At 32.2% G+C, this 18,645-nt stretch carries 21 protein-coding genes; 12 read left to right on the top strand and 9 right to left on the bottom strand.

Annotated elements, in window-relative coordinates; all coding sequences use genetic code 11:
- Positions 1–3: 3 nt before the first annotated feature.
- Entirely contained in the window at positions 4–411 is a 408-nt protein-coding gene (locus B0A81_RS03670; protein WP_089056759.1) for a glyoxalase, read from the bottom strand.
- Between the two features lie 69 nt (positions 412–480).
- Between B0A81_RS03670 and B0A81_RS03675 the strand changes: the two genes are divergently transcribed.
- Both B0A81_RS03675 and B0A81_RS03680 read left to right on the top strand, forming a co-directional pair.
- A complete protein-coding gene (locus tag B0A81_RS03675) occupies positions 481–864 on the top strand; it encodes an acyl-CoA thioesterase (protein WP_089055500.1) in 384 nt (127 codons plus the stop codon).
- Positions 865–953: 89 nt separating this feature from the next.
- Complete coding sequence (locus tag B0A81_RS03680; protein WP_089056760.1) at positions 954–1,379, top strand: hypothetical protein; 426 nt, start codon at positions 954–956, stop codon at positions 1,377–1,379.
- 227 nt (positions 1,380–1,606) lie between these two features.
- Here the strand turns inward: B0A81_RS03680 and B0A81_RS03685 are convergent, their stop codons facing one another.
- Together B0A81_RS03685 and B0A81_RS03690 are read right to left on the bottom strand one after the other, a co-directional pair.
- Positions 1,607–2,050, bottom strand: coding sequence for a thiol-disulfide oxidoreductase DCC family protein (locus B0A81_RS03685; protein ID WP_089056780.1), 444 nt, complete (start codon positions 2,048–2,050; stop codon positions 1,607–1,609).
- Between the two features lie 109 nt (positions 2,051–2,159).
- On the bottom strand, positions 2,160–4,325 hold the full coding sequence (locus B0A81_RS03690) for an endonuclease MutS2 (protein WP_089056761.1): 2,166 nt from the start codon (positions 4,323–4,325) through the stop codon (positions 2,160–2,162).
- 110 nt (positions 4,326–4,435) lie between these two features.
- Between B0A81_RS03690 and B0A81_RS03695 the strand changes: the two genes are divergently transcribed.
- Positions 4,436–5,107, top strand: a complete 672-nt coding sequence (locus B0A81_RS03695; RefSeq protein ID WP_089056762.1) for a uracil-DNA glycosylase — start codon at positions 4,436–4,438, stop codon at positions 5,105–5,107.
- A gap of 65 nt (positions 5,108–5,172) precedes the next feature.
- Here B0A81_RS03695 and B0A81_RS03700 read toward each other — a convergent pair whose 3' ends face one another.
- From B0A81_RS03700 to porX, 6 genes are all read right to left on the bottom strand, one after another.
- Positions 5,173–5,559 carry a DUF4258 domain-containing protein gene (locus B0A81_RS03700; protein ID WP_089056763.1) on the bottom strand — a complete coding sequence of 129 codons (387 nt, stop codon included), beginning with the start codon at positions 5,557–5,559 and terminating at the stop codon, positions 5,173–5,175.
- Between the two features lie 36 nt (positions 5,560–5,595).
- On the bottom strand, positions 5,596–6,795 hold the full coding sequence (locus B0A81_RS03705; RefSeq protein ID WP_089056764.1) for an alanine dehydrogenase: 1,200 nt from the start codon (positions 6,793–6,795) through the stop codon (positions 5,596–5,598).
- A gap of 84 nt (positions 6,796–6,879) precedes the next feature.
- Positions 6,880–7,353 carry a GNAT family N-acetyltransferase gene (locus tag B0A81_RS03710; protein WP_089056765.1) on the bottom strand — a complete coding sequence of 158 codons (474 nt, stop codon included), beginning with the start codon at positions 7,351–7,353 and terminating at the stop codon, positions 6,880–6,882.
- Positions 7,354–7,436: 83 nt separating this feature from the next.
- Positions 7,437–7,994, bottom strand: a complete 558-nt coding sequence (locus B0A81_RS03715) for a hypothetical protein (RefSeq protein WP_089056766.1) — start codon at positions 7,992–7,994, stop codon at positions 7,437–7,439.
- Between the two features lie 34 nt (positions 7,995–8,028).
- Positions 8,029–8,436 (bottom strand): tRNA (adenosine(37)-N6)-threonylcarbamoyltransferase complex ATPase subunit type 1 TsaE, encoded by a 408-nt coding sequence (gene tsaE / locus B0A81_RS03720; RefSeq protein ID WP_089056767.1) that lies wholly within the window; start codon positions 8,434–8,436, stop codon positions 8,029–8,031.
- Positions 8,437–8,536: 100 nt separating this feature from the next.
- Positions 8,537–10,090 carry a T9SS response regulator signal transducer PorX gene (gene porX / locus B0A81_RS03725; RefSeq protein ID WP_089056768.1) on the bottom strand — a complete coding sequence of 518 codons (1,554 nt, stop codon included), beginning with the start codon at positions 10,088–10,090 and terminating at the stop codon, positions 8,537–8,539.
- Positions 10,091–10,311: 221 nt separating this feature from the next.
- Between porX and B0A81_RS03730 the strand changes: the two genes are divergently transcribed.
- The 9 genes from B0A81_RS03730 to B0A81_RS03770 all read left to right on the top strand — a co-directional run bounded on the left by B0A81_RS03730 (position 10,312) and on the right by B0A81_RS03770 (position 18,483).
- Complete coding sequence (locus tag B0A81_RS03730) at positions 10,312–11,541, top strand: HD domain-containing protein (RefSeq protein ID WP_089055489.1); 1,230 nt, start codon at positions 10,312–10,314, stop codon at positions 11,539–11,541.
- Between the two features lie 39 nt (positions 11,542–11,580).
- Positions 11,581–12,624 carry a UDP-3-O-(3-hydroxymyristoyl)glucosamine N-acyltransferase gene (gene lpxD, locus B0A81_RS03735; RefSeq protein WP_089056769.1) on the top strand — a complete coding sequence of 348 codons (1,044 nt, stop codon included), beginning with the start codon at positions 11,581–11,583 and terminating at the stop codon, positions 12,622–12,624.
- Positions 12,617–14,005 carry a bifunctional UDP-3-O-[3-hydroxymyristoyl] N-acetylglucosamine deacetylase/3-hydroxyacyl-ACP dehydratase gene (locus tag B0A81_RS03740; RefSeq protein WP_089055598.1) on the top strand — a complete coding sequence of 463 codons (1,389 nt, stop codon included), beginning with the start codon at positions 12,617–12,619 and terminating at the stop codon, positions 14,003–14,005. The genes lpxD and B0A81_RS03740 overlap by 8 nt, the downstream gene beginning before the upstream one ends.
- 72 nt (positions 14,006–14,077) lie before the next feature.
- Entirely contained in the window at positions 14,078–14,863 is a 786-nt protein-coding gene (gene lpxA / locus B0A81_RS03745; protein ID WP_089055487.1) for an acyl-ACP--UDP-N-acetylglucosamine O-acyltransferase, read from the top strand.
- Between the two features lie 94 nt (positions 14,864–14,957).
- Positions 14,958–15,524 (top strand): elongation factor P, encoded by a 567-nt coding sequence (efp, locus tag B0A81_RS03750; RefSeq protein ID WP_089055486.1) that lies wholly within the window; start codon positions 14,958–14,960, stop codon positions 15,522–15,524.
- A 133-nt stretch (positions 15,525–15,657) separates the two neighbouring features.
- Positions 15,658–16,587, top strand: a complete 930-nt coding sequence (locus B0A81_RS03755) for a UDP-3-O-(3-hydroxymyristoyl)glucosamine N-acyltransferase (protein WP_089056770.1) — start codon at positions 15,658–15,660, stop codon at positions 16,585–16,587.
- A 1-nt stretch (position 16,588) separates the two neighbouring features.
- Positions 16,589–16,951 (top strand): nuclear transport factor 2 family protein, encoded by a 363-nt coding sequence (locus tag B0A81_RS03760; RefSeq protein WP_089055484.1) that lies wholly within the window; start codon positions 16,589–16,591, stop codon positions 16,949–16,951.
- Positions 16,952–17,037: 86 nt separating this feature from the next.
- Entirely contained in the window at positions 17,038–17,910 is an 873-nt protein-coding gene (gene sucD / locus B0A81_RS03765) for a succinate--CoA ligase subunit alpha (protein ID WP_089055483.1), read from the top strand.
- A gap of 144 nt (positions 17,911–18,054) precedes the next feature.
- Positions 18,055–18,483 carry a hypothetical protein gene (locus B0A81_RS03770; RefSeq protein WP_089056771.1) on the top strand — a complete coding sequence of 143 codons (429 nt, stop codon included), beginning with the start codon at positions 18,055–18,057 and terminating at the stop codon, positions 18,481–18,483.
- The last annotated feature ends 162 nt before the right edge of the window (positions 18,484–18,645 follow it).

The raw sequence follows: 18,645 nt of genomic DNA on the forward strand, positions 1-18,645 counted from the left end.
AACCTAGTTTGAATCCGTTCTCACTTCAAACAACTGCACTTGACTTTTTAATCTGTCAATCAATAAATTCATCATACGTTTGTTCAAATCAGAAGAATTTTGGATATAAGTATCGTATTCTTCGATTGTAAAAAGCGCCATGACAATTCCTTTTAGAGAATTTCGAAACTTAATATCTTTTTGAATCGAATTTTCTATCGTCTGAAGTTTCTTTTCGATAGTGTACGAATAAAAATCGGCTTTGTTTTTATTTACATAATTAATAAAAACGGCTATAAATAAATCATTTTGAAGCTTTAAAATAGGTCTAATCGTTTGATTTTGAAATAACTCATCTGCCGAAGATTGAGCACTTACAGTTCCTAAAGTTTCGCCTCTGAATTCTTTTAAAAAAGTGTCTCTATCTGCCATGTTTTTTCTTTAAATTTATAAAAATTTCAAATACAAAAAACTCTATTTTTACTTTTATAAATTAAAATTATGCGATTTCATACCAGAAAGTGGGTTAAGCCCGAAGATTTAAATCCTAACGGAACTTTATTTGGAGGAAAATTATTAGCGTGGATAGATGAAGAGCTGGCGCTTTATACTATAATTCAGTTAGAAAATCCGAGAGTTGTAACCAAACATATGTCTGAAATTAATTTTAGAAGTTCTGCAAGACAAGGAGATATTGTCGAGATTGGAATTGATGTGGTTAAATTTGGAAATACTTCGGTAGTTTTAAAATGTGCAGTTAGAAATATGATGACGCGTGAAACCATTATTACAATCGATGAAACTACAATGGTAAACCTTGATGAAAATGGTAAGCCTAGAGCCCATGGAAAAACTCAAATTGAGTTTGTAAAAGATCGTTTATAAATTACTTAAATCATTATAAATGATATAAGTAAATTGTACAGCAGATAAGTTGTAGGTAATATTAGCTTATGTCAAAATAAATATATACTATGAATTTAAAATCACTTTTGTTCCTTTTTTCGATTTTTGCAATTATCGTTTCTTGTAATTCTAAAGAAGAAAAGAACGATTACAAACAAGTTTTTTATCGCGCTGTAAATAAAAATGATACTGCAATTTTGGTTTTAAATATCAGTGATAAACGTTTTTTTGGACGTTATGAAATATTGTATCATAAAATTGGTAAAGATTCTGGAGATGTAAGAGGTGATATAAAGGGAGATACGTTTAGAGGTGATTTTCATTTTATTTCTAATGGCGGAAGCTGGAAAAGAGTCCCTTTGGCTTTATTACGGAAAGAAAATAAACTAGTTTTAGGAAACGGTGTAGTAGGAACTTATATGAATCTTCCTTGTTTTTTACCTGGAACTATAGATTACAAGAACTCAAAATTTACTTTTGAAGAAGTGGAATAATAGGTTCAGTCTTTACTGGTATCACATCTAGTTTAAAACTATGTACTTTAGTTTATTAGCTTTAATTGGTAAAAAAATAGCAGCAAATTGTACTAAGTTTCACAAATTAATTAGTGCTAATTAGTGTAATTTGCAACAAATAAATAGATACAGTAACCTTGCAGACTTTTAGTCTGCTAACTAAATCTAAGGACTTTTAGTCTATTGTGGTTTGGTTAAAATTTCTTTTACAAAAATTTCGCTTTAAGTTCTGGCGTTGGAATCATGCAGCTTTGTTTTTTGCCGTACCATTTGTAGCGATTTGCAGCAATATAATCGTAGATGTAATTGCGAAGTTTTTCTGGGAGAATTTTAAAGATTGTGATTATACTGTATAATCCGCCCAAATCTTCGGCAATTTCAAATACAGCATCAGATTTATAATAATAAGCTACGGCAGGATTGTACATAATTATGCTGTCAATTTTAGTTTGATCGACACCAATATAAGTACAGATTTCTTTTCCTAAATCAGATTGCAAAGCCACAAAACGAAAAATGTCTTTTTTATCGTGTTTTATAATAAATTGAACGGCGTTACTGCATAAATTGCAAACGCCGTCAAATAATATTATTTTTTTGTTCTCTGCAGTTTTACTTAGCAGCGAAACTATTTCACTCTGTTTTTCCATTTTATATATACGCTTCATTTCGTCGTTTTCCGACTAAAGCTCCAATTCGCATTTAAAAATCCATTGACGATCAAGTATTAACGATCAACCATCAAACACAAACCATCAACTATTTCTTAGCAGCTTCGACAAGCTCCAATTCGTCTAAACTTACTTTTGAGGTAAAGATACCGTAGTTTACTGTTGCTTTATTTTTTTCGATAGAATCAATACTTCCCACAGATCTTCCGTCGAGCATTCTAACTCTGTCGCCGACTTTTAAAACAGGTTTTGGTTTTTCGATAATTGGCTTGAGTTTCTTTTCTTTTTTCTCTTTTCTAATTTCTTCCACTTTCACAGAAACTTCTGCAATTACTTCTTTTTTCTTTTCAATAATCGCTTTGTTTTCTTTTGGAGTTGCTTTTTTACGTTTAGAGTTTTCAATTTCAACAATTTTTAAAAACTCACCAATAAGTTCTTTCTTGTTTTTATTGTTGAAATATTTCTCCGCAATATCTTCTATTTTTTGACCAATGTAAATTGTCTTCTGATTGCTGTCGTATAATTCCTGATAGCTTTCTAGTTTTTGTTTGATTTTTACATTGATGTTTTCCATCTTTTTGCTTTCCTCGCGTGCTCGAGTTTCTTCTTCTTTTAAATTTAAAGAAGTTTTTTCCAGCTTTGATCTTTCTTTTTGAAGTGTTGCAATAGTTTTATCAAAGCGGACTTTTCCAACTTCGATTTTCTTCTTTGCACGGTTAATCAATCCAAATGGAATTCCGTTTTTCAGCGCAACTTCAAAAGTAAAAGAACTTCCCGCTTGTCCTAAAGCCAGTTTATACATTGGTTCAAGCGATTTTTCATCAAACATCATATTTGCATTTGTAGCAAATGGTAATTCGTTTGCTAAAATTTTCAAATTAGAATAGTGCGTTGTGATAATTCCGAATGCCTCACGATGGTAAAATTCTTCTAGAAAAATTTCGGCTAAAGCGCCTCCTAATTCAGGATCAGAACCAGTACCAAATTCATCAATTAAAAACATGGTTTTCTTATTGCATTTCTTCAAGAAATAATTCATGTTTTTTAATCTATAGCTGTAAGTACTTAAATGGTTCTCAATAGATTGATTGTCTCCAATATCTGTTAAAATTCGATCAAATAAGAAAGTCTCACTTCGCTCGTGTACAGGAATCAGCATTCCAGATTGCAGCATCAATTGCAGTAAACCAACAGTTTTTAAAGAGATTGTTTTACCTCCGGCATTTGGACCAGAAATTACAATAATTCTATTTTCCTGTTTTAGTTCAATAGTCTGCGGATGCGTAACTTCGTTTTTTTCTTTGTTATTTAGATATAAAATAGGATGATAAGCTTCTCTAAAAAACAATCTTCTTTCTTCCGTAATCGTTGGTAAAATTCCGTTGATTCGATTAGCGTATTTTGCTTTTCCGGCTACTACATCAATATCACTCAGGAATTCTTGATATTCAATTAAAAGCGGTAAAAACGGACGAATTGAATTTGATAATTGTTTTAAAATCCGAGTGATTTCTTCTTTTTCTTCGTATTCTAAATTGCTTAATTCACGCGAATATTTTAAAGTCGCTTCTGGTTCAATATAAGCAATGCTTCCTGTTTTAGAACTTCCTAAAATAGAACCTTTTACTTTACGGCGATACATAGCAAGAACAGCCAAAACGCGGCGATTTTGAACAAAGCTTTCTTTAATATCATCAAGATATCCTAAGCTGTTGTATTGTGTTAATGCAACGCCAAAACTTTGGTTCACTTTTCCTCGTACTATATTCATGCTCTGACGAATGCTCAAAAGAGCAGGAGAGGCATTGTCTTTTATTTCGCCGTATTTGTCTACAATTGCGTCAATTAAAGAAACAATGTCTTTTGTATATTCAACTCTTGAAGCTCTTGCATTTATATTTGGATAATAATCATCAAACTTTTTTAGAAAAGTAAGCAAGGTGTTTGTTGTTGACGAAAGTGTGGCAATTTTTCTAAAACTTCCTACTTCTAGAAAACTGTCTTCGATCGCCAGAAATTTAATTTCATGTGTTATCGCATCAAATCCATGATTTGGAAGCGCATTATTGTTTTGAAATGAAGAAACATATTCTGACGTTTGCATTAAAGCCTGCATCAATGTTTCTTTATCTCTAAAAGGTGTTATTTGTAAAGCTTTTTCTTTTCCAATATCTGTATTACAGCCAGCCGAAATAGTTTCGAGCACCGTTGGAAATTGTAAATCTTGTAATGTTTTTTCGGTAATAGATATCATTATATATCGTAAGTTGTAAGGTTTCAAAGTTACAAAGTTTTGAAAACTAAATAGTACTATTGATTAGTAGTTTGAAAAAAACTTTGCGTAATTTGTAATAAAATTTTAAAATGAAAATTAATTTATCTCAAGATTGGCAAGACGTTTTAAAAGACGAAATTCAAAAACCTTATTTTACAGGCTTAATGGAGACTTTAGATGTTGAGTATAAAACGCATACTTGTTTTCCTCCGGCTGAATTGATTTTTTCCGCTTTTAATAATTGCAGTTTTACCGATTTGAAAATTGTAATCATTGGTCAAGATCCTTATCATGGAGATGGAGAAGCCAATGGATTGAGTTTTTCAGTAAATGATACGGTAAAAATTCCGCCTTCACTTCGCAATATTTTCAGAGAGATAAATACTGATTTGGATTCGATTTTTATGCCGTCATCAGGAAATCTTGAAAAATGGGCAAAGCAGGGAATTTTACTTCTAAATGCTTCGCTGACGGTTCGTAAAGATAGTCCAAATAGTCACAAACATTTAAAATGGAATCTCTTTACAGATGCTGTAATTCAAGCTGTTTCTGACCAAAAAGAAAATGTTGTTTTTCTATTGTGGGGAAGTTTTGCTCAGAAAAAAGGATTAAAAATAGATCGCTCTAAACATTATATTTTAGAATCAGGCCATCCTTCTCCTATGAGTGCAAATCAAGGAAAATGGTTTGGAAATAAGCATTTTAGCCAAACAAATGCTTTTCTAAAATCAAAAGGGATTAAAGAAATAGAATGGTTGTGAGATTGATCTTGTCATTTCTCTCCGGAGGCTTCGGGATCGAAATGACAAAGCATTCCTTTTACCTGCTATTTATCTGCTGGTTTCTTTGTGATTTCTTCTAAAACAGCTTTCTTTTCGTAGTTTACTACTTTTAAAATAATCTCTTGATTTTTAGCTGTTTTTCCTTCAATAATATATACTTTTCCATTTTTGAATGGAACATTACTTTGGTCAAAATCTACGTCGCCATACGTCAATGTATTTTTTACATCGGCAGTATCAACCCATTTTTCATTTAAAGTTTGAACGGCTTTATCAGAATATTGAAAAGGTTTTGTTCTTAAATCATTTAAAACTCTGGCATTTGGAAAATAGTTGCAACGAGTATCTTTACCACTAAAAATAAGGGCTACAACAAAACAACCCATTACTAAACCAATCAAATAATATGCAAAACGGTGTACGAACTTCATGAAATAAAATTTTTGCAAAGGTACATTAAAGTTCCTTTAAAATACAAGTAAATTAATATCGTTGTCTGGCAGATCAAACCAGTCGCCAATTGCTTTATTTGTTAGAATTCCGTGGTATAAATAAATTCCGTTTTTAAGCCCTTTGTTGCATCTGATCGCACTCTCTAATCCGCCGTCTTCAGCAATTTGATGAAGATAGGGAGAAAGTATATTGCTTATTGATAACGAGGCAGTTTTTGAATAACGAGAAGGAATGTTTGGCACACAATAGTGCAAAACGTTGTTTTTGATAAAAGTTGGCTTTTCGTGTGTTGTTACTTCAGAACTTTCAAAACAGCCGCCAGTGTCGATACTAACATCAACAATAACAGCGCCTTTTTTCATGTGCTCTACCATAGTTTCAGTAACAATAATTGGGCAGCGTTCTTTGCCTCGCATAGCGCCAATTGCGACATCACAACGTCTTAAAGCTTTTAATAATGCTTTTTGCTGAATTGTAGAAGTGAAAATACGCTGGCTTAAATTATTCTGCAGTCGGCGTAATTTAGTGATAGAATTATCGAATACTTTTACGCTTGCGCCAAGTCCAATTGCGGTTTTTGCAGCAAATTCACCAACAGTTCCCGCACCTAAAATTACTACTTCGGTAGGAGGGACGCCGGTAATGTTGCCAAATAAAAGTCCTTTTCCAAATTCATCCGTAATCATTAATTCGGCAGCGATAAGTATTGAAGCTGTTCCAGCAATTTCACTTAAAGATTTTACGGCAGGATAAGTGCCGTCTTCATCTTTAATATATTCAAAAGCTAATGCTGTAATCTTTTTTTGCGCTAAAGCTTCAAAGTAAGATCTTTTTTTTGTTTTTAATTGAATTGCCGAAATGATAATAGTTTCTGGATTTATCATTTCGATTTCGGCTAAAGTCGGCGGTTCTACTTTTAATAAAAGCGGACAACCGAAAACCCTTTTGGTATCTTTAGTAATTTCTGCACCAGCATCAGAATATTCTTTATCTGTATAACTCGAACTTTCTCCAGCTCCAGATTCTATCATTACGCGATGACCTTCATAAGTTAAAGAATTCACGGCATCGGGAGTCAGACAGATACGCCTTTCCTGATAGCTGGTTTCTTTTGGAATTCCTATAAAAAGTTCTCTTTTAAAACGACCAACCTCAAGTTTTTCTTCTTGCGGAATTAATTGTTGCTTTGTAAACGGAGTTAAGGTAATTGACATGAGTTATGCAAAAAATTAAGAGTACAAATTACGTAAAAAGTTTTAGAATTAGTGTAAAAATTCTGCTAATACTAAGGTCAAATGTTAAGATATTATTTTCTCCATTTTAATGTCGGCTCTTTTGTAAACCCCCGCTTCTAAAGGGATTTCTACGAAACCAAATTTTTTATACAGATGAATTGCAGGAAGTAAAGTTGTATTAGAATATAAAAAGAGTTTTTTTATGTCATTTTCTTTCGCAATATCGATACAATGTTCAAGTAATTTGTTACCAATTCCTAATCCTTGAGCATTATCAGAAACAGCCATTTTGCTTAATTCGAATGTTGAATCATCAACTTTTAGTAAAGAAACTGTTCCAATAATTTCGTTATTATATTTCGCGTAGAAAATCATTCCGCCTTTATCGATAATTTCTTCCTGCGGATTTGAAAGTGTTACTTTATCTTTTTCTTCAACTTTAAAATATTTGGTTAACCAAGCTATATTTAAAGTTTTAATATGCTCTTTCAGATCTTCTGAAAAAGGAATTATTTCTACGGTATTTTCGGATTTCATAGTTGCATTTTTTGCATATTAAGTTTATGCAGTTGAGTTGAGAATTTTAAAGATAAATGTAGGTCTTCCAGATTTAGAAGTGCTTAACATCCAAAATGCCTTTTCGATACATTTACTTTTGTCTGATACCAATTTTTTGAGAGCACTTTTACATATTCTGGATAATTTGGATATCCAATAGGATTGTCTTTGCAATTACAAATGGGATCTTTTTCATAGATTATGAACATTTTTTTATAGGCTCCTACAATGCTGTAATCATGTTCAGATGTTTTAATGCAAAACATAATGCAATTTTTCGCTTCGCTAATTTCGATGTATTGGCAAAATTTAGTATTAAGCAATTGCTGAAATTTCTGTTTATCTTGAATATTAATTTTTGAGAATAGTTTAGAAATATCTTCGTTGTTTTCGATGTAATATCTTATACATTTTCCGTCTCCATCTGCATTTAGAGAAATACTATCTTTTATAAAATTACTATTTCGATCAATAATACTAACGATTTCTTTGCATTTTGCAATTTCAGAAGCTTCAATTTCATCTGATATAAAATCTGTTGTAATACCAACAACAAACAAGAAGAAAAGTCCAATTAAGATAAAGATAGACCCTAATAAAATAATTAATTTCTTTTTCAATGTTATTTGATTATTTCTAAGACCGTTTTAAAATTTACATAAATTTCAATTCTCTTTTTCCGTCTGCCAATAACTCAATTGTAATAGTTGATGTGTCTTCTGGAAGCAGATTTGCAATTTTCTCAGACCATTCTATAAAACACCAGTTTCCAGAGTATAAATAATCATCAACGCCCATATCCAGCGCTTCTGTTTCTTTGTTTAAACGGTAAAAGTCAAAATGATAAACAATTTGATTGTCAGAAGTGTAATATTCGTTAACCAATGAAAAGGTAGGACTGCTGGTAGCATCTTTAACGCCTAGATTTTTGCATAACTGCTTGATTAAAGTAGTTTTTCCAACGCCCATTTCACCATTAAAAAGAATGATTTTTTTAGGATTTGAAGCTAAAATTTGTGTTGCTGCTTCTTGAATTTGATCTAAAGAAAAAACGATGTTCATTGTTATGTTATTTTTGCCACGAATTTCACAAATTTTCACGAATTAAAATTTACTTTTTTGATATAAAATAAAAATTCATGAAATTCGAGGCGATATTTTTTTATTTCGGGTTAAAGACCAAAAACGGAATAATCATTTCTTCTAATGAAATTCCTCCGTGTTGATAGGTGTTTTTGTAATAACTTACATAATGATTGTAGTTGTTTACATACGCCAGAAAAAAATCATTTTTGGCAAAAATAAACGAACTGCTCATGTTTATTGCGGGTAAACCAATTGTTTTTGGCTCCTTTACTACGTAAACATCTTTTTGTTCATAGGTTAAACTGCGGCCCGTTTTATAACGCAAGTTTAGACTGGTATTTTTATCTCCCACAACTTTCGATGGATTTTTCACATTAATAGTTCCGTGATCTGTTGTCAGAATTAATTTAAAGCCTAAAAGTTGTGCCTGTTGAATGATTTCTAATAACGGAGAATTTTTGAACCAGCTTAATGTTAAAGAACGATATGCTTTATCATCCGAAGCTAATTCTTTTACAACTTCCATTTCTGTTTTTGCATGCGACAGCATATCTACAAAGTTGTAAACTACGGTAACTAAATCATTTGTTTTTAAAGCTTTGAAGTTTTCTGCTAATTTTTTACCGCCGGCATAATTGGTGATTTTAAAATAGTCTTCTTTAATATTTAAACCCAAACGTTTTAATTGTGCCGATAAAAATTCTGCTTCGTAAAGGTTTTTTCCGCCATCTTCTACGTCATTTTTCCAGTATTGCGGAAATTGTTTTTCCATATCCAAAGGCATTAAACCAGAGAAAATAGCATTTCTTGCATATTGTGTAGCTGTTGGCAGGATTGAAAAATACGGAACTTCTTTTTCTAATTTGTAATAGTTAGAAATTACAGTTTCAAAAGATTTCCATTGGTCGTATCGAAGGTTGTCGATCACAACAAATAGAATTGGTTTGTCTTTCTTTTTAAGTTCTGGAACGACTAATTCTTTGAATAAATTGTGAGACTGAATTGGTTTGTCGGCTTTTGGAGTGAACCAATCTTCGTAATTTCGTTCAATGAATTTTCCGAATTGTGAATTGGCTTCTACTTTTTGAGATTCTAGAATTTCAATCATCGCCTGATCGTTGATATTTTCTAGTTTTAATTCCCAAAAAAGCAGTTTTTTATAAAGTTCAACCCAATCTTCATAAGAATTAACCATTGCTAATTCCATCGAAATTTTCCTGAATTCTTTTTGATAATCTAAAGTTGTTTTCTCCGAAATCAATCTTGAATCGTCTAAGTTTTTCTTTAAACTCAATAAAATCTGATTTGGATTTACAGGTTTAATTAAGTAATCGGCAATTTTAGATCCAATTGCTTCTTCCATTATGTATTCCTCTTCACTTTTAGTGATCATAATCATAGGAATAGCTGACTTTTTTTCTTTCATTTCTGAAAGCGTTTCTAAGCCGCTCATTCCAGGCATATTTTCATCCAAAAAAACAATGTCAAAGTTGTCTTCCTCAAATAAAGCAATTGCGTCAAGACCATTGTTACAGGTTGTTACAGCGTAATTCTTTTTTTCGAGGAATAATATATGTGGCTTTAGAAGATCGATTTCATCGTCGACCCAAAGTATTTTTATTTTGTCCATAAACGAGTTTAATTTTAATGCAATTTAGAAGTATAGAACTTAAAAAGTATTAAAAATAGTATAAAATTAGGAATGTTAAATATAAATTAATTCTACTTTGATTTTTCTCTATTCTTGAAATTTAAGAAAATACTGATGTTAAATATCGATATTTTAAGTTAAAAACTAAAACCTGTTTATGGTTAATTACTTATATTTGTTGACCAAAAAATAGCCAACTAGTGACTCATTATAACAAACTTAAAATATTCAACGACCCTATTTACGGGTTTATATCTATCCCGAACGAACTTATTTATGATTTAATTCAGCATCCGTATTTTCAGCGTTTGCGTCGTATTTCGCAAATGGGAATGTCGTATTTGGTTTATCCAGGAGCAAATCACACACGTTTTCATCATGCTCTTGGCTGTATGCATTTAATGCAGAAAGCTGTAGATACGCTTAGATTTAAAGGAGTTGCGATTTCTGGAGAAGAAGAGAGTGCGCTTTACATTGCAATTTTACTGCATGACATTGGACACGGGCCATTTTCGCATGCTATGGAAAAAAGTATTGTTGAAGATGTAAATCATGAAGCTATTTCACTGTTATTCATGAATCAGTTAAATGATGAATTTGACGGAAAATTAAGTTTGGCCATTCAAGTTTTTAAAGGGGATTATCATAGAAAGTTTATGCTTCAATTGATTTCAAGTCAGTTGGATATGGATCGAATGGATTATCTAAAACGTGACAGTTTTTATACTGGTGTTGCCGAAGGAAATGTTAACTCTGAGCGTTTAATTCAGATGATGAATGTGGTTGACGGTGTTTTGGTAATTGAAGAAAAAGGGATTTATTCGGTAGAGAAATTTTTACTTTCAAGAAGATTGATGTATTGGCAGGCTTACTTGCATAAAACAAGTTTGGTGGCTGAGTTGATTTTGATGAAAGTTTTAAAAAGAGCAAAAGAATTGACTTTAAAAGGAGTTAAACTGCCTTGCAGTGAGCCGCTTTTGTATTTCATGCAAAACAAAATTACAATTGAAGATTTTGATGCTGAAAAATTGGATTTGTTTTCTCAATTAGATGATTTTGATATTATAAGTGCGCTTAAGGCATGGCAGAAACAGGATGATTTTATTCTTTCTACTTTAAGTAAAATGCTTATCAACAGAGATTTATTGAAGATAAAGCTGAGCGCAGAGAAAATTCCGATGGAAGAATCACAATCTTTAAAAGAAGAATTTGCTGAAGAACATCATATTTCGCAGTTAGAAGCAGGTTACTTTATATTTAGAGGAAAAATTAAGAATCAGGCTTACAGTAAAGAAGCGGAACCGATTCGAATTTTGAAAAAAGATAAAACAATTGAAGATGTTGTAGAAGCCTCTGATCAGTTGAATTTGAAATCGTTATCTAAATTGGTGACAAAATATTACATCTGTTTTCCAAAACAACTTATCTAAAATTAACATTTAAAATCTATTTTTTATATTTTTGTCGCGATGAAATTTACAGCAGAACAAATAGCGGGAATTTTAGAAGGAGAAGTTGTTGGGAATCCCAATGCAGAAGTTTCTAGGCTTTCTAAGATAGAGGAGGGCGAGGAAGGATCGCTTACTTTTTTGGCTAATCCCAAATATATCAATTACATATATACTACAAAAGCAAGCGTTACAATTGTTAACGACAGCTTTATACCTGAGCAGGAAATTACTACAACTTTAATAAAAGTAGAAGATGCTTATGCTTCTTTCTCTAAACTTTTACACTTTTACAATCAAGTAAAATTGAATAAGAGCGGAATTGAGGCGAACTCTTTTATGACGGAAGGAACTAAATATGGTGAAAATCTATATTTGGGAAGCTTTAGTTATATAGGACAAAATGTTGTTTTAGGTAATAATGTAAAAATTTACCCAAACAGTTTTATTGGTGACAATGTAGTTATTGGTGACAATGTATGTATTTTTGCAGGTGCAAAAATATATTCGGAGACAGTAATTGGAAACAATTGTACAATTCATTCAGGTACTATAATAGGTGCAGATGGTTTTGGTTTTGTGCCAAATGAAGAAGGAGTTTATAGTAAAGTACCGCAAATTGGTAATGTTATCATTGAAGATAATGTTGACATTGGTGCTAATACTACGATCGACAGAGCAACTCTGGGTTCTACAATTATTAGACAAGGAGTTAAATTAGACAATCAAATTCAGATCGCTCACAATGTAGAGATTGGTAAAAATACTGTGATTGCTGCTCAAAGCGGTGTTGCGGGTTCTACTAAAATTGGCGAAAACTGTATGATTGGCGGGCAGGTTGGTATAGCAGGCCACTTAATAATAGGAAACAATGTTAGGCTTCAGGCACAGTCTGGGGTTGCTAGAAACATTAAAGACGATGAAATTCTGCAAGGAACACCGTCACTTGGATATACAGATTTTAATAAATCGTATGTTCATTTTAAGAACTTTCCTAAGATTGTTGCCGAACTGGAAGAATTAAAAAAACAAATAATAAACCCAAAAAATGGAAATAATGGTTAAACAGAAGACCATCAAAAATGAAATTTCACTAACAGGAGTTGGATTACACACTGGAAAAGAAGTTACAATGACTTTTAAACCAGCTCCAATTAATAACGGTTTCACTTTTGTCAGAGTTGATTTGCAAGGTCAGCCAGTCATTGAGGCTGATGCTAATTATGTTGTTAATACACAAAGAGGTACTAACTTAGAAAAATTAGGTGTTAAGATACAAACTCCAGAACACGTTTTAGCTGCATTAGTTGGCTGCGATTTGGACAATATTATTATTGAATTAAATGCCTCTGAACTTCCTATCATGGATGGTTCATCAATATATTTTGTTGAAGCAATTGAAAAAGCTGGAATCGAAGAACAAGATGCCAGTCGTAATGTTTATGTTGTAAAAGAAGTTATCTCATTTACTGATGAAGCAACGGGAAGTGAAATTCTGGTAATGCCAAGTGATGACTATCAAGTAACAACTATGGTGGATTTTGGTACAAAAGTACTAGGAACGCAAAATGCTACACTAAAAAGCATAGCTGACTTTAAAAATGAAATTGCTAATTCAAGAACTTTCAGTTTTTTACATGAATTAGAGTCATTATTAGAGCACGGATTAATTAAAGGCGGTGATTTAAATAATGCAATTGTATATGTAGATAAAGAAATTTCTGAAACTACAATGGCTAATTTAAAGAAAGCTTTTGGTAAAGATGAGATTTCTGTTAAGCCAAATGGTGTTTTAGATAATCTGACTTTACATTATCCAAACGAAGCTGCTAGACACAAACTACTTGATGTTATTGGTGATTTATCTCTTATTGGAGTTCGTATTCAAGGAAAAATCATTGCAAATAAACCAGGTCACTATGTGAATACTCAGTTTGCTAAAAAATTGGCAAAAATCATTAAAATCGAACAGAGAAATCATGTTCCAGTTTATGATTTAAACCAAGAGCCATTAATGGATATCCATAAAATTATGGCAATGCTTCCTCATAGACCTCCATTTTTATTGATCGACAGAATTATTGAAATGTCTGATCGTCATGTTGTTGGTTTGAAGAATGTTACTATGAATGAAAATTTCTTCGTAGGTCACTTTCCTGAAGCTCCAGTAATGCCAGGTGTTTTAATTGTTGAAGCAATGGCGCAAACAGGAGGAATTTTAGTATTAAGTACAGTTCCAGACCCTGAAAACTATTTAACATATTTCATGAAAATTGACAATGTTAAGTTTAAGCACAAAGTATTGCCGGGTGATACATTAATTTTCAAATGTGAGCTTATTTCTCCTATCAGAAGAGGAATCTGCCATATGCAGGCAAATGCTTATGCAAACGGAAAATTAGTTACTGAGGCAGAATTAATGGCACAAATCGCAAGAAAACAATAATAAATAATCAATTTTATTGTTTAGGTTTACTGCCCCAAATTAGATTATTTTAATTTAAAATATAAAACATAGATGAATCAACCATTAGCATATGTTCATCCTGGCGCTAAAATCGCTAAAAACGTTGTAATTGAGCCTTTTACAACAATTCACAATAATGTTGTTATTGGTGATGGTACTTGGATTGGTTCAAATGTAACCATCATGGAAGGTGCCCGTATTGGTAAAAATTGCAATATTTTTCCTGGTGCTGTAATTTCAGCTGTGCCGCAGGATTTAAAATTTGGCGGCGAAGATTCTCTTGCTATTATTGGAGATAATTGTACAATTAGAGAGTGCGTTACTATCAATAGAGGTACAGTTGCTTCAGGACAAACTATTCTTGGAAACAATTGTTTAGTAATGGCTTACGCTCATATTGCGCACGATTGCGAAATTGGTAACAATGCAATTATTGTAAATGGAGTTGCTTTAGCAGGTCACGTAGTGGTTGGTAATCACGCAGTTATTGGCGGTTTGGCTGCTATTCATCAATTTATTCATATTGGAGATCATGCTATGATTTCTGGTGGATCATTGGTTAGAAAAGATGTTCCGCCTTATACAAAAGCGGCAAAGGAACCATTATCTTATGTTGGAATTAACTCTGTAGGTTTAAGAAGAAGAGGTTTCAGTACAGATAAAATCAGAGAAATTCAAGAAATTTACAGAATTCTATATCAAAAAAATTACAATACAACACAGGCTTTAAGTATTATTGAAGCCGAAATGGAAGCTACTCCTGAGAGAGATGAAATTCTAGATTTTATTAGAAATTCATCAAGAGGAATTATGAAAGGTTATTCAGGAAACTATTAAAAATAAAATTTAATTGTTTATTTGTTTAATCGTTTATTCGAAAACAAATCAACGATTAAACGATTCAACAAAAAATTAAATAAAACAAAGTAAAATGGCATCTACATCAGATATTAGAAACGGATTGTGTATTAAATTTAATCACGATATCTATAAAATCATCGAATTTCTTCACGTAAAACCTGGAAAAGGTCCAGCTTTCGTAAGAACTAAATTAAAAAGTTTAACAACAGGAAAAGTATTAGACAATACATTTTCTGCTGGACATAAAATCGAAGATGTTCGTGTTGAAACACATACTTTTCAGTTTTTATATGCTGAAGGAGATGAGTTTCACTTCATGAATGCTGAAACTTTTGAGCAGATTTCTTTAAACAAGAATATCTTAGATGCTCCAGGATTATTGAAAGAAGGTACAAATGTAATGGTTCAGATTAATACTGAAACTGATTTGCCTTTATCAGTAGATATGCCGGGATCTGTAATTCTTGAAGTTACTTACGCAGAGCCGGGAGTAAAAGGAAATACAGCTACTAATGCAACTAAATCTGCTACGGTAGAAACTGGTGCGTCAGTAAACGTTCCGTTGTTTATCAACGAAGGAGATAAAATTAAAATTGATACAGCTTCAGGTTCTTACATGGAGCGTGTAAAAGAGTAGTTTATCTATTAGATAATTTGTCAATGAGTCAATTAGAAAATTGATACAGCAAAAGTTGAATAATTTTGTTTTCTAATTGACTCATTTTCTAATTGACACATTCTCTAATTGACAAATTTTCTAATTATAAAATATGAAATTTCCAAAAGTTCACTCTTTAGAAGAAATTGCAAATTTGCTTAACTGCGAATTTATTGGTGATAAAAACTTTCCCGTTTTAGGCATGAACGAAATTCATGTTGTAGAACCAGGAGATATCGTTTTTGTTGACCACCCGAAGTATTATGACAAAGCTTTACAATCTGCCGCGACTATTGTTTTAATTAATAAAAAAGTCGATTGTCCAGAAGGTAAAGCTCTTTTAATTTCTGATGATCCTTTCAGAGATTTTAATACGTTAACCAAACATTTTAGACCTTTTCAAGCGACAACTGTATCGATAGCACTTTCTGCAACTATTGGAGAAGGAACTGTTATTCAGCCTAACTGTTTTATTGGAAACAATGTTACTATTGGTAAAAACTGTTTAATACATCCAAACGTTACTATTTATGATCATACCGTAATTGGAGATAATGTTATGATTCATGCAGGAACTATACTAGGAGCTGATGCTTTTTATTATAAAAAACGTCCTGATGGATTTGATCAGTTAATTTCTGGCGGTAGAGTAGTAATTGAAAATAATGTTGGAATAGGAGCGCTTTGTACAATTGACAAAGGTGTTACTGGAGATACAACTATTGGAGAGGGGACAAAATTGGATAATCAAGTGCATGTTGGACATGACACAGTTATCGGAAAAAAATGTTTAATTGCTTCTCAAACTGGTATTGCCGGCTGTGTAATTATTGAAGATGAAGTGACTATTTGGGGACAAGTAGGTACAACAAGCGGAATCACAATTGGAGCAAAAGCGGTTGTAATGGGGCAGACAGGTGTTACGAAATCAGTAGAAGGAGGTAAGTCTTACTTTGGAACACCAATTGAAGAATCAAGAGAAAAGTTAAAACAATTAGCCAATATCAAAAAGATTCCTGAAATTCTAACTAAATTGAAGTAATATGTCTATAAAAGAGTTTGTTCAAAAATTTTATAAGTCGGATGCCTTAATTGATAGTGAAATTCTTAAAACGTATCTCCATCCTGAAGTTATTTTAGAGTGGAATAGCAGTAAAGGATATATTGAGATGAATCATGACTCAATGCTGGAAATGGCCAATGAGCTAAGTCGAGCTTATGTTCGTTCAAAAGTACGAATCAGCCATATTATTGCTGAAGAAGATTTAGTTTCAGTACGTTATTCTCACTATGTAAAAACAATTGAGAATCCTCGTGAAGAGATGCTGCTTGCGCATTTTTCTGCATTTTGGCAGATAAAAGATGACAAACTTTATAGAGGTTATCAGATGAGTCAATTTTCTTAATATTTTTTTGACAATAAAAGAGGCAAAATACATTACAAAACCTTATTTTTGCAACACAATTTTAAAAACTACATAAAATATATATCATGAGTGTTTTAGTTAATAAAGATTCCAAAATAATTGTTCAAGGATTTACAGGGAGCGAAGGAACTTTCCACGCTTCTCAAATGATTGAGTACGGTACTAATGTTGTTGGTGGTGTTACTCCAGGAAAAGGAGGAACGAGTCATTTAGATCGTCCAGTTTTTAATACAGTAAAAGACGCTGTTGATCAAGCTGGTGCTGATACATCTATCATTTTTGTACCGCCTGCTTTTGCTGCAGATGCAATTATGGAAGCTGCTGACGCTGGAATTAAAGTAATTATTGCTATTACAGAAGGAATTCCTGTAGCAGATATGATTAAAGCAAATAATTATGTTAAAGAAAGAAATTCTAGATTAATTGGACCAAACTGCCCAGGAGTTATTACTCCAGGTGAAGCTAAAGTTGGAATTATGCCAGGTTTCGTTTTCAAAAAAGGTACAGTTGGAATTGTTTCTAAATCAGGAACTTTAACTTACGAAGCTGCTGACCAAGTTGTAAAACAAGGTTTAGGAATTACTACAGCTATCGGAATTGGTGGAGATCCAATCATTGGAACTACAACTAAAGAAGCTGTTGAATTATTAATGAATGATCCAGAAACTGAAGTAATCATTATGATTGGTGAAATTGGAGGTCAATTAGAAGCTGATGCTGCAAGATGGGTAAAAGCTGATGGTAACCGTAAGCCAGTTATTGGTTTTATCGCTGGAGAAACTGCTCCTGCTGGTAGAACAATGGGTCACGCAGGTGCTATTGTTGGTGGTTCTGATGATACAGCTGCTGCTAAAAAACAAATTATGAAAGACAACGGTATTTATGTTGTTGATTCACCAGCTGAAATTGGTAAAAAAGTAAAAGAAGTACTTGGATAATCTTCAAGTTATTTAAAATAACAAATTCCAAAAAAGTCTCAATATCTTGTTGAGACTTTTTTACATTTTTAAAATGTTGGAATATAAATTAAAAACTTAGCAACTTTGTGTCTCAGTATCTTAGGAGCTTAAAAATAAAAAACGATGAGTAAAGAATTAGAAAAGTTTAAATCAAGTAATAGTTTTACTTTTACTGTAAATGATAGTTTAGAGGAAGTTTGTAATGCTCCTGAAGGAAGTGCTGGGATTTTTGTAGTTTACGAAATTGATGGAGATGCAAAAGAGCTAATCATGGCAGGTTCTACAGGAACTGTGCAAAATGACGGAACTCTTAAAAGCAAAAGCGGAGGATTATACGATAAAATTGTAAATGGACACCAGTTTGCAAAAACTGGAAGAAAATACTCTTGGCCGGCGCAAATGAAATTAGAGAATATCTCTGTTCTTGAAGTAGTTTGGTATGAAACTTTTAATGCAGATGTAAAAGCAATTCCAACTGCTGTTGAAGGACAAGTTTTACAAAATTTCTTAGATGAAAACGGAAAATTACCAAGATGGAATGTTGCTTTCTAAAAGCTGTTTCTTAATGTAAATTACCAAAGCCTTACTTTTAGTAAGGCTTTTTTATTGAGTTGATGTAAAATTATTTGAGTAGTTTAAATCTTACTTTTTATTGTTTTGAAAGAATGAATATTTTTTTAACATTTATTTAAGAACGCTGACACAGTCTAAGTT

Source organism: Flavobacterium plurextorum, from assembly GCF_002217395.1.
GTDB classification, from domain to species: domain Bacteria; phylum Bacteroidota; class Bacteroidia; order Flavobacteriales; family Flavobacteriaceae; genus Flavobacterium; species Flavobacterium plurextorum.

Bases quoted from the DNA above. Each gene is read 5' to 3' on its own strand.
- tsaE (WP_089056767.1), bottom strand. From the start codon at position 8,436: ATGAACATCGTTTTTTCTTTAGATCAAATTCAAGAAGCAGCAACACAA.
- B0A81_RS03710 (WP_089056765.1), bottom strand. From the start codon at position 7,353: ATGAAATCCGAAAATACCGTAGAAATAATTCCTTTTTCAGAAGATCTG.
- B0A81_RS03755 (WP_089056770.1), top strand. From the start codon at position 15,658: ATGAAATTTCCAAAAGTTCACTCTTTAGAAGAAATTGCAAATTTGCTT.
- B0A81_RS03675 (WP_089055500.1), top strand. From the start codon at position 481: ATGCGATTTCATACCAGAAAGTGGGTTAAGCCCGAAGATTTAAATCCT.
- B0A81_RS03700 (WP_089056763.1), bottom strand. From the start codon at position 5,559: ATGAAGTTCGTACACCGTTTTGCATATTATTTGATTGGTTTAGTAATG.
- lpxA (WP_089055487.1), top strand. From the start codon at position 14,078: ATGAATCAACCATTAGCATATGTTCATCCTGGCGCTAAAATCGCTAAA.
- B0A81_RS03690 (WP_089056761.1), bottom strand. From the start codon at position 4,325: ATGATATCTATTACCGAAAAAACATTACAAGATTTACAATTTCCAACG.
- B0A81_RS03770 (WP_089056771.1), top strand. From the start codon at position 18,055: ATGAGTAAAGAATTAGAAAAGTTTAAATCAAGTAATAGTTTTACTTTT.
- efp (WP_089055486.1), top strand. From the start codon at position 14,958: ATGGCATCTACATCAGATATTAGAAACGGATTGTGTATTAAATTTAAT.
- B0A81_RS03685 (WP_089056780.1), bottom strand. From the start codon at position 2,050: ATGGAAAAACAGAGTGAAATAGTTTCGCTGCTAAGTAAAACTGCAGAG.
- B0A81_RS03680 (WP_089056760.1), top strand. From the start codon at position 954: ATGAATTTAAAATCACTTTTGTTCCTTTTTTCGATTTTTGCAATTATC.
- B0A81_RS03670 (WP_089056759.1), bottom strand. From the start codon at position 411: ATGGCAGATAGAGACACTTTTTTAAAAGAATTCAGAGGCGAAACTTTA.
- B0A81_RS03695 (WP_089056762.1), top strand. From the start codon at position 4,436: ATGAAAATTAATTTATCTCAAGATTGGCAAGACGTTTTAAAAGACGAA.
- sucD (WP_089055483.1), top strand. From the start codon at position 17,038: ATGAGTGTTTTAGTTAATAAAGATTCCAAAATAATTGTTCAAGGATTT.
- porX (WP_089056768.1), bottom strand. From the start codon at position 10,090: ATGGACAAAATAAAAATACTTTGGGTCGACGATGAAATCGATCTTCTA.
- B0A81_RS03740 (WP_089055598.1), top strand. From the start codon at position 12,617: ATGGTTAAACAGAAGACCATCAAAAATGAAATTTCACTAACAGGAGTT.
- lpxD (WP_089056769.1), top strand. From the start codon at position 11,581: ATGAAATTTACAGCAGAACAAATAGCGGGAATTTTAGAAGGAGAAGTT.
- B0A81_RS03705 (WP_089056764.1), bottom strand. From the start codon at position 6,795: ATGTCAATTACCTTAACTCCGTTTACAAAGCAACAATTAATTCCGCAA.
- B0A81_RS03760 (WP_089055484.1), top strand. From the start codon at position 16,589: ATGTCTATAAAAGAGTTTGTTCAAAAATTTTATAAGTCGGATGCCTTA.